Genomic DNA, 13,615 nt, shown 5'->3' on the forward strand with positions numbered 1-13,615 from the left:
ATTATTTTCCTTCCAGATATTTTCTATTTTCTTCACATTCGTATAGAAATCCTTTATATATATTTTCATTACATAAACCAATTCCATAAGAAGTATCATAATCTCTTAATGGATCCAGTTTATCCGCACAGAATACGATCATCGCATAAGGATCTTCACTGGTTCCTAATACATGATGATAGATCGCATTTTTAATTTGTGGATCGTGAATTTCAAAGATACGATCGACAATTTCACTTCCAACAAATCCATGCCATACTGCTGGAGCATAGCTTTTATTTTCAGGACATAAAATATCCATCCAAGGTTCCATTTCTTTAACCGTCATACTTTTGGCAATGTCATGAAACAGACCTGCATAATAAGCTTTTTTTTCATCTAAACCATTATTTATGGCAAATTGTGAACATAATTTCGCAACTGACAAACTGTGTTCAAATCGCTTTGGTTTCACTCTTGATTTCACAAATTCTTCAACATACAATCGTTTTTCATAAATATAATCCAGTACTCCATCACATAAATAATTTAATTTATTTCCTTTTCGAATTTCACTGCTGGAAACACAAACATCCTTCATATGTAAACATTGAATGGGATATTTTGTTGAAGACATCTGATAATCTCGGTTAAAACAGACCACCTTTACTTCTTCACAGATACGATTGGCTTCTTTCCATAAATGAAACTGTTTGAGCTGATCGTTTCCAATGATCCAGTAAAAATCATAATCCGGATATAATCGTTTTAATTCTAAAACGGTATCAATTGTATAACTGATTCCTTCTCTTTCCATTTCTATGGTACACAAAGAAAAATAAGGAATATTCTGAATGGATAAAGAAATCATATGTTTACGATCTTCATTATCGGTTAGATTGCGATCTTTTAATGGTGTTTTTGAACTCGGTAAAAACCATACTTCATCCAGATTCAGTAAAGCATACGCTTGTCTGGCAACTTCTATATGACCTGAATGTATGGGATCAAACGATCCTCCAAATATACCAATTTTCATTTCTTTAATCCCAGTTTATTTTCTTTGCTTCTTCTATATAATACAAAAGTATGTCCTACAATATGAACCACTTCACTGTTCGTATAAGAAGCCAGATCAATGGCTGCCTGACGAGTGGAAATTGGACTGGTTTTTAATAAATTACATTTTACCAGTTCATGGGCTTCTAACGAATCGGATAATGTCTGAATCAGATTTTCACTGATTCCATCTTTTCCAACCTGTATAATCGAACGATAGTTCATACTTAATTTTCTTAAATATTTTTTATTTTCACCTGATAACATTAAATCATCGCCTTTCTAAATGTAACATAAATTCCTTTATGGACTTTTACACTGATTTCTTCAATGGCCCCACTTACACAGAACCATCCAAATCCATGGATCACAATATCCATTTTATCCCCTTTCATTTTTGAATGATACGTATGCATTGTCAACAAAGACGTATCCAGACAAGGAGACAGCATTCCATTTAAATGATTTTGCCACAGTGAGTCTGCATTTTCCAGTTTTCCTCTATGAATGGATACAGATCGTGAAAAATAGGCCACTACACTGGCTTTTCCTTTTACTTTTATATCTAAACGAGCCAATCCGGCTGCCGCAAAAGACTGATCTTCAAAAATCTGTGATACAAATGGACGAATGGTTTTTACTGGAATAACCGTTTTCAAATCTTTATTGGATAAATACGTTAATACACTGTGTCCATTTTCAATTCCAGGTGTGTCATAGATGGTATATCCATCCTGAACAATCGGAATCAGATCCAGAGTGGTTCCTGGATTGCAGGAAGTTGTCAGAACTTTATTCTGATTTAAAAGATTTAAAATCGTTGATTTTCCTACATTGGCCATTCCCATAAAGATGACATCTTTATCCTGACGATAATAATCAATGGCCTGTTCTAAAAATTCAATGGACTGTATAGCTTCTGCACTTTGTTTCAAAAGATCTGAACACAATAATATATCTTTTACTTTAATATTTTCCTGAGCCAGTCTTTCCTGTACAAAAGATGAGATTTTTTCAATGGATAATGTTTTAGGAAGAAGATCTCGTTTGGTTAAGACCATAATAATATCTTTTCCTGGTAATTTCTGATTTAATTTAGGAATCAGACTGGATTCAAAGGCAAACAGATCGACGATCCAGAAAACGATTGCGTCGATTTCATTGATTTTACTGAATGTTTTATTGGATTCAATTCCCTGCTGCATAGAAAATACAACATCACCATAATTTCGTATTTTAAAACATCTTTGACAATATATGGCATCTAATGTTGGAACGTATCCAATCTGATCTTTTCTTTCATTCTGCAGCATAACACCGCATCCTTTACAGTATGCACCCATCTGATTCACCTCACTTTTTCTTATATTTTGAAATAATGGACTCTGCACAGCGAATTCCATCAATGGCACTGGTCATAATTCCTCCTGCATAACCTGATCCTTCTCCACAAGGATAGATTCCCTGAATATTGGACTGCAGCGAAGCATCTCTTATAATCCGTATACTGGAAGAACTTCTGGATTCCACTGCAGAAAGAATGGCCCCCTGATAAACAAAACCTGGAACTCTTTTTTCAAAATCCAGTAATGCTTCTTTTAAAGCCTGATTGACTTCTTTACTGAATAAATCGTTTAAATTTCCAAAATGATATCCTAATGCATAGGTTGGTTTTACTTCTTCAAAATGGTCACTGGTCACATTGTTCACATAGTCTTTTGCCAGCTGAACAATTGTTTTATAAGAACCACTCATATTATATGCCTTTTCTTCCAGATTTCTCTGATAAGAAAGACCAGCAAACAATTCTTTGCCATAATCCGATTCATTGACCTGTACCAGCAAAGCACTATTGGCATTGACTCCATCACGAGATGCATAACTCATTCCATTGATCACCAGTTTGCCTTTCTGTGAACTGCAGGGAATCACATAGCCTCCTGGACACATACAGAATGAATACACACCTTTACGATTGCTGGCTGTATACGTTAACTGATAGCGGGCTGGAATCAGTCGAGGATCCGTGGCATATTCTTTTAACATCGCCTCATTGATATACTGCTGGGTGTGTTCAATTCTGACTCCTATGGCATAAGGCTTGTTTTCCATACATAAACCTTTTTTATACAACATCCCAATGGTGTCTTCTGCCGAATGGCCGATACTCAAAATTAAAGCCTGGCAAGGTAATTTTTCCCCATTCACCCAGATGGATTCAATCTTTCCCTCTTTTACTTCTATATCTTCTAATTTTGAATCGAATAAAATAGAGCCTCCACATCGAATGATTTCTTTACGAATATTCTGCAGAATCCGTACAAAAGCATCCGTTCCAATGTGAGGATGAGCATCTATGAGAATTTCCTCTTTTGCCCCAAAACGATGCAGTTCTTCCAATACTTTACGAGCCCTTGCATCTTTAGAACGAGTGGTTAATTTCCCATCACTAAAGGTTCCAGCTCCTCCTTCTCCAAATTGAACGTTACATTCTTCATCCAGAATGCCTTCTTTCCAGAAACGGTTGACCTTTTCCATTCGTTTCTGTACTTCGCTTCCTCTTTCAATCACAATGGGACGATATCCTGCCTGTGCTAAAATCAGAGCCGCAAACATTCCAGCAGGCCCGAAGCCAGCAATCACAGGACGACTTTCCAGAGGCAAAGATCCAGATGCTGGAAAATAATAGGTTTCATCTGGACATATCTGAACATCTTTATCTTTTAATGCTTTCTTTTCATTTTTAATTTGGCAGTCGATCACATAAGAAAATAAGACCTTTTGTTTGCGGGCATCCACGCTTTTTCTATGAATCCGCCATGAAAAAAGGTCTTTTTTTGAAATATTCAATTTTTTCAATAGCTGTTTCTCGATTTCCTTATTTTCCTGTGAGCTGCATTTTACCTGAAAAACTCGAATCATAATTTATACCAGATTTTCTAAAATTGGATATTTTTCTTTATATCGAATCACAAATGTCGCAAATCCCTGAGACAATGCCAGTGTCACAAAATAGACAACCAGATGAGCTTTTGGGAATAGAATCAATAATACTTTTGCGAATAATATATGGGATGTATAAATCAGCAGTGATTCATTTCTTAATGTCAAATATGTATCTTTATATGGTTTTTTGATTGTCAGCATCCAGTTCACAAAAAAGTATACTGCTGGAATCAAAGATAAATACATACTTGTCAGATCTCTTAAAATTCCTGTAAAACGATAAATTGTTACTTCAATCACCAGTAAAATAAAACTGATCCCAAAGCCAATTCCATTGACTTTTACAGGCAATCTTCTTGTTTTTGACAACAATAATCCTATGCTTACAAATAAAGGACCAAAAAAGAATCCATTTCTTGCGGTTGTGAATACTTTTGTGAAAAAAGCATAAAAGAAAGAAAGAACGGGTATCTGTTCCCATACAGGCGCATATACATTAATAAAATATCCAAATATATATAAAATTAAACTTAATTTTAAAGTCGTCATCAATCCTTTTTTAGAATAGACAAAACAAACAATTAAAGTTGCTGTCATTAAAGCTGGTAAAAACCATAAATGATAGTAACTTCCATTCAATACCAAATCTCTTATATACGATATGATATTCATAATTGAAAAACCATCACGTGTATAATCATATATTGAATAAGGTAAATAGATGACGGTCCATATTAAATAAATTTTTAATAGACGCAATAAATAATGTTTTACATTTTTCTTATTCGTTTCTTTATCGTTTGACCATTTTCTAAAAAAGAAAAAACCAGAAGTAGTAAAAAAGAATGGTACGGCAATACGACAGATTGTCTGGATCCAATATGTATTTAACGTTTCACTGATTTCATAAAATGGAAACGTATGAATACAAACCACTAATAAAGCCGAAATGTATTTGGCAATATCAATCATCGCATATTTCTTTTTTGTCATCCCCTACCTCTTTTCTAATCTTGGAACACGAGCTGTAATACAGGAAAGTGTTTCATTATTAATGGTATGTGCCAGTCGACTGATCTGATCCACTGTCACTCTTTCCCCATTTTGTGTCCCAATAATACATACAATATCCCCTTGATGAACAGAATCCACATTGGTAACATCGACCATGCACTGATCCATACAAATATTTCCAATCAACGGACAGCGAACTCCATTGACAAGAACTTCCAGATTCTGATTGGATACCAGACGCGGAAGTCCATCAGCATATCCGATACTGATTGTAGCCACTTTTACAGGTTTTGACGCAATATAATGTCTTCCATAGCTGACGCTTTGTCCGGGATGGATCCATTTTACCAAACTGACATTGGCATACAACGATAAAATCGGAATAAAATCTGGCTGGGATTCAATAGGAATGGAATCATCACTTGTCACACCCATATACAACAAACCAGGTCGACAGTAATCAAATCCCAGATCTCCATAATTTAAGATCCCATAACTGTTCTGAATATGACGAATTCCAGGATCAATTCCTTTTTCTTTTAAAGCGACAATTACTTCATGAAACAGTTCAATCTGATGACTGGTAAAATCTTTATTTTCTTTTGATAAATCATCACTTACAGGAAAGTGAGAAAAGATCCCCTCTACCTGAAGATTAGACATTTGATATTCGGATACGATTTCATCCAGATTCTTTTCCTGATCCTGGTAAATAATTCCTGTTCGACACATACCTGTATCCACTTTACAATGTGCACGAATCTTAACTTTTTTTTCTTTTGCGTAATCATTCAGACATTGTGCATATGAGTAAGAAATTAAAGACTGTACAATGTTTTCTTCATGAAGATAATGAAAATGCTCTTCTGGTGTATATCCTAATATCAGAATATTTTCACAGATTCCTGCCTGACGTAAACGCAACGCTTCATCCACACTGGAAACACCAAAATAATCAATGCCACATTCAACTAAAGCTCTGGCACATTCAATGTCTCCATGTCCATACGCATTGGCTTTTACGATTCCCATAATTTTTGTCTGTCCAATCAGTTTCTGAACTTCTTTCACATTATGGCTTATGGCCTGAGTATCAATTTCTGCCCAGCAGCGACTATAAGAAGCTAACATGCTCCAACCACCCTTTGCATAGCCAGTTCAATCAGCTGATCGATCAGATCCGGGAATTCCAATCCCGCTTCTTTCATCATAGATGGATATCTTGATGTTGCAGTCATTCCTGGAATGGTATTCAATTCATTTAAAATCACTTTCTGATCTTTTGTCACAAACATATCTACACGAGCCAGCCCTGAGCAGTTCATTGCGACATAAACTTCTCTGGCAAGAGTCTGTGCCTGGTCAAAAATTTCTTTTGAAATACGAGCTGGACAATAAATGTTGGCTCCATCCATCGCATATTTTCCTTCAAAATCAAAAATACCACGAGTAATTTCAATTTCATCACAGCTTCCTGTACGAATCGTTTCATTTCCCATAACCGCACAGCCAATTTCAAATCCATCAATCATTTCTTCTACCAGGATTTTTCCACGACCATCATAATAAAAAGCTTCTTCTACTGCTTTATCAAATTCTTCTTTATTGTTTACTTTTGAAACTCCATAACTGCTTCCAGCATTGCATGGTTTAACGATCCAAGGCAAAGGAAACTGTTCTTTAATCTGTTCAAAAGTCAGATTTTCTTTACGTTTATTTAAACATACATATTTTGCACAGGGAATATGAGCTTCATCACATAAGATATGCATGATTTCTTTATCCATAGAAATTGCACTGCTCATTGTATCGCATCCAACATAATGAATGTTCATCACTTCCAGCAAGCCCTGCAGTGTACCATCTTCACAATTCTTTCCATGAACGACTGGAAATACACAATCCAATGGAACAAACTGACTGGATCCATCCAGTAAAATAACTCCTTTATGAACCCATGCACATGGAATACAGTTTTCTTCTTTTTTCCAGTGATCGTGTTCTAAATCATCGATGGATCCATTGTATACATAAAAATGTCCTTCTGTATCGATTCCAATTTTTATAATTTCATATTTTTCTTCATGAATCTGTCTTAAAAAGGAAGCAGTGGAATGAAGTGAAACCGAATATTCACTGCTTTGTCCTCCAAAAATTACACCTAATTTCAATCGCATAACTATTCCTCCCTGATCAATGCACTCACAATTTTATCCATAGCCATAGCACGACTTCCTTTGATCAGAATCGCACTATCCTGACTGATATACGTTTTCAGTATCTGAACACATTCTTCTTTTGTTTCAAACCACTGACCATTGTACGCCTTTGCCGTGAATTTGGATAGAGGTCCACAGCAAATTAATACATCAATTCCGGATTTTAATGCATAAGAACCAATATTTTCATGCAGAGCCACTTCATCTTTTCCTAAATCCAGCATATCCGATAATACGGCAATATGATGTTTTGCGGGAAGACTCATTAACGTATCAATGGCTGCCATTGCACTTTCTGGATTGGATTTATAAGAATCATCCAATATTTTACATGGACCCAGCTGAATCAGCTGCGTTCTCATTTTTGTCATTTCCATTTCAGACAATCCTTTTAAAATAGACTCTTCTTTAATACCTTCCTGTAATGCCAGGGCAATACAAGGCAAAGCATTGGTTGCCTGATGAGCCCCTAATGCATGTACTTTTACTTCTGAATGCAGACAGGAACACGTAAATGTCATACAGTCTTTCACAAATTTTAAATCCGAAGTAATACAAATGGATGTATCTTTCCCAAAAGGAATGGCTTTTTTATGTTTAAAATCCAATGTTTTTAACACTTCTTCAATTTCTTTACTTTCATGATTATAGAATAATGTTCCATAATCTTTCATATTCTCAAAAATTTCACATTTTGCCTGTGCAATTTCATATTTACCACCCAGATTTTCCATATGTGCCGAACCAATCGTTGTGATAATGGTACAATCTGGCTGTGCCAATGAGCATAAAAATTCAATTTCCTTTCGATTTTCCATACCCATTTCCAGAATTCCAACTTCTACATCTTCATCAAATTCTAATATCGTTAAAGGAAGTCCAATTTCATTGTTGTGATTTCCCTGTGTTTTCTGGGTCTTCTTTTCCTGAGAAAAAATGGAACACAGCATATCTTTACAGCTGGTCTTTCCATTTGAACCAGTAATCGCATATATTTTACAATGAAGCTGTTCCAGATAAGCTTTTGATAAAAGCTGTAACGCTTTTGTAGTATCCTCTACCAGTATATACGGAATCCCTTCTGGATAAGGAAGATGGTCTTTCTGCCATAATACAGCTCCCACACGATCTTTTATTTCTTCCACAAAAGAATGTCCATCCACTTTTTGTCCGATCATCGGTATAAATAAAGAGTTCTTATCTACCTGTCTTGAATCAATTTGAACTCCTTCAATCATCTGTTCTACATTTCCATAAGCGGTACTTTCTAACATTTCCGCAATCTTCTTCACACTTCTTCTTATCATATAAAACCTCTAATTTCACTTTATTATAGCATACTTCAATCGTTTTCTGATTGAAATCATAGAGCATTTTCTATTATCTCCTTTTTAATGGTATCATCCCCCACTTTTCTATTAAAAATGGCTTTCTATATAAAAAAATAAAGAAAAAAAAGTCAAAAAACATTCATTTCACATATTTTCCCATATATTTCACACATTTTGTGTTTATATATATGATATACTTCTATCAAGCAAGGAACATTTAAAGCCTTGCCGGTATGAATTGATATTCATACTAATTTTCTATCCCCTTAATTTATGAAAAGGCAAGCATCCCCTTAGCTTGTCTTTTCGCTTTTTTATGATGTATACTTACCTTATCAAAAGGAGATATATAATATGTGCATATTCTGTAAAATTGTAAACAAAGAAATCCCTAATTATACGATTTATGAAGACGATCAGGTACTGGCCTTTCTGGATGTCAATCCCACTGCTTATGGTCATACACTGGTTATCCCTAAAAAACATTATGAATCTTTTGTTGAATGTTCTTCTGATGATTTGAATCATGTAATGGAAGTGGCTCAGAAAATTGCGAAAAAGATGCAGGAAAACTTACATTGCGATGGAATCAACATTTTATCAAATGTAGGTGAACAGGCAGGTCAAAGCGTTCATCATTTTCATGTTCATTTAATTCCAAGATATAAGGATTCAGATGTGATTCAAATTGAATTCAATCCAATTGAAAGCGTTGATTTTAGTGAGATAATTCAGAAGATCGGATTCTAGTTATGAAAGAAGTATTTGAAATTGGTTTGAACCTGATTCGAAAGATTGAAGAAACACAAAGTGAAAATTTAGAAGCCTCTGGTATATTAATTGCCCATGCTTTTATGAATGGTCATCAATTTTTTGTCAGTGGTTCCGGACACTCTCATACCGTAACCGAAGAATTTTATGGAAGAGCAGGTGGTCTGGCTTTTGTCAAACCCATTCTGACCAGTGAATTAACTTTAACCGAACATCCAACCAAAAGTTCTTATCTGGAACGATTGAATGGATATGCCAGTATTCTGGCTGAGCTGTATCATATTTCCAAAGACGATGTCGTTTTAATTGCTTCAAATTCAGGAAGAAATGCCTATCCTGTTGAATTAGCCATTGAATCCAAAAAAAGAGGGGCAAAAGTTATTGCCATCACCAATATTAATCATTCCAGCCAGGTCACAAGCCGTCATGAATCTGGATTGCTGCTAAAAGATATTGCTGATATTGTCATCGACAATTGCGGTGTGATTGGTGACAGTGCTTTACAGCTGGAAGGAATGAATGCAGGAATGTGTCCTACTTCCAGTATGGCCAATTCGTTCATCGTTCAGGCCATTAATGTAGCTTGTGGACAGGAACTATTAAAAAATGGAGTACAGCCTCCTGTATTTGTTTCTTTAAATTGCGATGGAAATGAAGACGTAAACGACAAACTGTTTAAAAAATATACTCGAGTGTATTAATAAAGAGGTATGTCTCAATCATACCTCTTTATTCAATTCTTTCAATATTATACTGGCTTCCATATACTCTTTGTATATAAGCATCAAAATTCAGAATCTGCCATTCATTATCCGATAAATACGCTTTTTCCCCAAATATGTCCTGTTTATCCACTTTCATTCCATCATTGATTTCTGGAACCGATACCGTATAATACAGTGCCATTCTTGAATCCTGGTATTCATAAATCAACCGGTATATCACAAGAATTCGATCACTCGATTTTGAACTGTTTGATTTCATAAATACTCTATATACACTTTGTGCTTCTATAAATTCTGCTTCTTTCTGTTCATTGATTTCAAATATCTGTTCAACATTGGATTCAACGTATTCCAAAGACGCCTTTAATACCTTATCAATATATTTCTTATCAATATCTGCTAAAGAATCGTATCGATTATTCAATCCTTCTACCACAATATCCGCTTCTAAATGTACAGGTTTAAAATGATACTGACTGGCCAATTGTTCATCATAGGATGCACTGACATGAACAACGTCTCCATTGCTTAAATTTTCATTGGGAGCAATCGTATATGTTACACTCTGTAAAAAGTCCTGTGTTCTTTGATTGATATCCAATGTATTATTTTTACAGACCGCCAAAGCCATTCCATTTTCTCCCGTATATTGAATATCCAATCCCTGCATGACATCTACTTCAATGGTTCTTAAAAAGAATATATAAGTGATCAGTACAAGTAAGATACAGATTACAGATAAAGAGAAAAAATAAGTCAGCTTTGTTTTTATTTTTTCTTTATTCATAGTTTTATTTTAATCAAAGTATTCTGCCTTTTCCACTGCCTTATGCACAAAAGAAAGCATATTTTGATCCTCATTCCTTTCTAATATCTCTCTCGCATCCTGGATACAGACATCCATAATGGCTCTATCTTTATTCAGATCTCCCAATATAAAGTTAGGAAGTCCACTCTGTCGAATGCCTAATATATCTCCAGGTCCTCGAATTTGTAAATCATATTCTGTCACCTGAAACCCATCTGTTAATGTTTCTAACATTTGAAGTCGTTTTATAGCCTGTTCATCACTAGAACTGCTTAATAAGAAACAATGTCCCTGTTCATTGCTTCGTGCACATCTTCCTCTTAATTGATGAAGTGTGCTCAAGCCAAATCGATGCGCATCATAAATCACCATATAGGTCGCATTTTTCACATCAATTCCTACTTCAATAACCGTAGTACTGACAAGAATATCTATTTCATGTTTCACAAACTGATTCATTACCTCTTCTTTTTCTTCTTTTTTTAACTTTCCATGCAATAAACCTATTCTTACATTTTTTAAAGATTTTTTCATTCCATTATAAATAGAAGTCGCATCGCGCATAGCCATTTCATTTTCTTCAATGGATGGGCAAACCACATAACATTGCTTTCCTTTTTCAATGGCTTCTAATATTTCAGGTAGAACAGGAGCCATGCTTTTTCCTTTTATATAACGAGTACAAACTGGTTTTCTTCCTGGGGGCATCTGCTTAATGTTGGTAATATCCATATCTCCAAATAGAAAATGTGCATAGGTTCTAGGAATCGGAGTGGCTGACATCATTAAAAAGTCCACATTCTGACCTTTTTCCAGCAGAGACCTTCTCTGTTTCACACCAAAACGCTGCTGTTCATCAATAATTACAAGTCCCAAACGATTAAATTCCACATTTTCCTGAAATAGGGCATGAGTTCCCACAACCAGCGGAAGACTTCCATCTTTCAATCCATCTAATACTTCCTTTTTTGTTTTCGAATTTAAAGAAGAAACATAATATGACACTGGTAAATTCTGTTCTTTTAAATTCAGGTAATGCTGCTTAGCCAGTATTTCTGTAGGAGCCAGAAATACAGCCTGGTATCCAGATAATGCACAGGCATACAAAGAAGCAATGGCCACCATAGTTTTTCCGCACCCGACATCTCCCTGAACTAGACGAAACATAATCTTTCTGGATTTCATATCTTTCAATATTTCATGAATTCCAGATAACTGATCGTGAGTCAGTGTATAAGGCAAAGACTGAATCCATTGTTCAATTTTATTTTCATCAAATTTTTTAGGAATTTTAAATTCTGTCTGCAGCTTTGTATTCTGTACAGCCTGCATGACACATTGAAATTTCAGAAATTCTTCATACTTTAAGCTGCGAAGAGCCATTTCAATTTCTTTCTGACTTTTTGGAACATGAATCATGGTATATGCCTGTTCATGAGTCAATAAGCGATAGGTTAAACGATATCTCTCTGGAATCACATCTTCAATTGTATTTATATAGGACAATGCTTTCTGAATCAAAGAATACATTTCACTCTGTTTCAAACCTTCTGTCAGACTGTAAACAGGATGAATTCCCAGCTGTTCTTTTAAAGGTTTAAAATTATAATTATTTGCTCTGACTTTATAATTTCCCTGATACTGTCCAAATAAAGTAATACGCTGTCCAAACTTGAATTGTTGAACCCATGGTCGATTAAATAAAGTAATTTCCAATTCTTCATCCCAGCTGATCACTTTAAATTTTGTCATTGAACGATTTTTAGATAAACGAACTACATATGCCTGTTTACAGATCAATCCTTCAAAACAGACCATATCGTTTTCTTTCCATTCTAAAAAAGGTGTAGACTGAATCGTTTCATATCGGGTTGGATATGTTCTCAATAATTCTTCTACACTATAAATACCCATACGATTTAATAATTCAATGCGTCTTTTGGTGCATTTCATTTCTTCAAGATTCATCTAATGTACTCTTTCGTTTAATAAATAATATATAATTTACATCAATCAGACCATAACAGATTGCCAATAATAAATACATTCCTGCATAAGCCAGTAAGTCTATTATTTCCAGCTGAAGACTCAAAGCAAAAAAAGAAAACACCATTCCGCTCATTAATGGATTACCATATAGTATCATAAGTGTACAAAGAGAACACGTATTAATACCATTAGCAGCAGACATCATTCCAGACGAAAGAGTATCCAGCAGCAGTACAATCAGTAAACAGACACAAAACTTGTTCGTGATGGAACGATTCTCTTTCTTTAATACTTGTCCAATATAAGAAAAAATAGATTTAAAAGTCTGTTTTCCAATAGCCAGTCCATGAAAATAAATCAGTTGTACCGGAATCATAGAGACCATAAAAATCAATCCTATTACCTGACAAAGAAGATTATCCATAGAAGCTAAAGGCTGAAGTATGACCAGACAAATAAACAAATAGAAAAGTTCAAGTGTTAATACTTTTAAAACAGTATTTTTATTAAAACCTTCCATTTTCCATATTTTTAAACATAACCAGTAAAATCCTATACTGGAAATCAATCCCATTCCAATTTCAAATATAAAAAATAATAAACCGGTAAGATACATCGATCCCATTAAAAACACAAAATTATAAATTAAACTTAATAAATATAAATAACATAAAGGCACAAGAACCGGTTTAATAGATATGTTTTTTAACGATTTCACAAAATCACCTCAAAGCTATTGTATCACATTCTTAATATTTTTGTGTATAATGGTAA

General features: G+C 34.6%; 13 protein-coding genes. 2 read left to right on the forward strand and 11 right to left on the reverse strand.

Features of this window, described 5'->3' with window-relative positions:
* Position 1 precedes the first annotated feature (1 nt).
* Genes nadD through FYJ50_RS02650 form a run of 8 tightly spaced genes read right to left on the reverse strand, consistent with a single transcriptional unit; the run spans position 2 to position 8,524 of the window.
* Positions 2–1,018 carry a nicotinate-nucleotide adenylyltransferase gene (gene nadD, locus FYJ50_RS02615; RefSeq protein ID WP_154459493.1) on the reverse strand — a complete coding sequence of 339 codons (1,017 nt, stop codon included), beginning with the start codon at positions 1,016–1,018 and terminating at the stop codon, positions 2–4.
* Positions 1,015–1,305, reverse strand: a complete 291-nt coding sequence (locus FYJ50_RS02620; RefSeq protein WP_154459494.1) for a YhbY family RNA-binding protein — start codon at positions 1,303–1,305, stop codon at positions 1,015–1,017. Before FYJ50_RS02620 ends, nadD begins: the two co-directional genes overlap by 4 nt.
* On the reverse strand, positions 1,305–2,441 hold the full coding sequence (locus FYJ50_RS02625; protein ID WP_235900911.1) for a GTPase: 1,137 nt from the start codon (positions 2,439–2,441) through the stop codon (positions 1,305–1,307). Before FYJ50_RS02625 ends, FYJ50_RS02620 begins: the two co-directional genes overlap by 1 nt.
* Positions 2,392–3,960: an NAD(P)/FAD-dependent oxidoreductase gene (locus FYJ50_RS02630; protein ID WP_154459495.1), complete on the reverse strand. Its 1,569-nt coding sequence runs from the start codon at positions 3,958–3,960 to the stop codon at positions 2,392–2,394. The genes FYJ50_RS02625 and FYJ50_RS02630 overlap by 50 nt, the downstream gene beginning before the upstream one ends.
* 3 nt (positions 3,961–3,963) lie before the next feature.
* Positions 3,964–4,977 (reverse strand): acyltransferase family protein, encoded by a 1,014-nt coding sequence (locus FYJ50_RS02635; RefSeq protein WP_154459496.1) that lies wholly within the window; start codon positions 4,975–4,977, stop codon positions 3,964–3,966.
* Positions 4,978–4,980: 3 nt separating this feature from the next.
* Positions 4,981–6,129, reverse strand: a complete 1,149-nt coding sequence (gene alr, locus FYJ50_RS02640) for an alanine racemase (RefSeq protein ID WP_154459497.1) — start codon at positions 6,127–6,129, stop codon at positions 4,981–4,983.
* Complete coding sequence (locus FYJ50_RS02645) at positions 6,123–7,175, reverse strand: D-alanine--D-alanine ligase family protein (RefSeq protein WP_154459498.1); 1,053 nt, start codon at positions 7,173–7,175, stop codon at positions 6,123–6,125. The genes alr and FYJ50_RS02645 overlap by 7 nt, the downstream gene beginning before the upstream one ends.
* Before the next feature lie 2 nt (positions 7,176–7,177).
* Positions 7,178–8,524: a UDP-N-acetylmuramoyl-tripeptide--D-alanyl-D-alanine ligase gene (locus tag FYJ50_RS02650; protein WP_154459499.1), complete on the reverse strand. Its 1,347-nt coding sequence runs from the start codon at positions 8,522–8,524 to the stop codon at positions 7,178–7,180.
* 378 nt (positions 8,525–8,902) lie between these two features.
* Here FYJ50_RS02650 and FYJ50_RS02655 point away from each other — a divergent pair, with 378 nt between their 5' ends.
* Together FYJ50_RS02655 and FYJ50_RS02660 are read left to right on the forward strand one after the other, a co-directional pair.
* Complete coding sequence (locus FYJ50_RS02655; RefSeq protein WP_154459500.1) at positions 8,903–9,298, forward strand: HIT family protein; 396 nt, start codon at positions 8,903–8,905, stop codon at positions 9,296–9,298.
* 2 nt (positions 9,299–9,300) lie between these two features.
* Positions 9,301–10,020: a sugar isomerase domain-containing protein gene (locus tag FYJ50_RS02660; protein WP_154459501.1), complete on the forward strand. Its 720-nt coding sequence runs from the start codon at positions 9,301–9,303 to the stop codon at positions 10,018–10,020.
* Between the two features lie 28 nt (positions 10,021–10,048).
* Here the strand turns inward: FYJ50_RS02660 and FYJ50_RS02665 are convergent, their stop codons facing one another.
* Genes FYJ50_RS02665 through FYJ50_RS02675 form a run of 3 tightly spaced genes read right to left on the reverse strand, consistent with a single transcriptional unit; the run spans position 10,049 to position 13,559 of the window.
* Positions 10,049–10,831, reverse strand: a complete 783-nt coding sequence (locus FYJ50_RS02665) for a hypothetical protein (protein ID WP_154459502.1) — start codon at positions 10,829–10,831, stop codon at positions 10,049–10,051.
* Between the two features lie 9 nt (positions 10,832–10,840).
* A complete protein-coding gene (recG, locus tag FYJ50_RS02670) occupies positions 10,841–12,820 on the reverse strand; it encodes an ATP-dependent DNA helicase RecG (RefSeq protein WP_154459503.1) in 1,980 nt (659 codons plus the stop codon).
* Positions 12,810–13,559, reverse strand: coding sequence for a hypothetical protein (locus tag FYJ50_RS02675; protein WP_154459504.1), 750 nt, complete (start codon positions 13,557–13,559; stop codon positions 12,810–12,812). The genes recG and FYJ50_RS02675 overlap by 11 nt, the downstream gene beginning before the upstream one ends.
* Positions 13,560–13,615: the final 56 nt, after the last annotated feature.

The sequence above is a fragment of the Floccifex porci genome (assembly GCF_009696175.1).
Lineage (GTDB): Bacteria > Bacillota_I > Bacilli_A > Erysipelotrichales > Erysipelotrichaceae > Floccifex > Floccifex porci.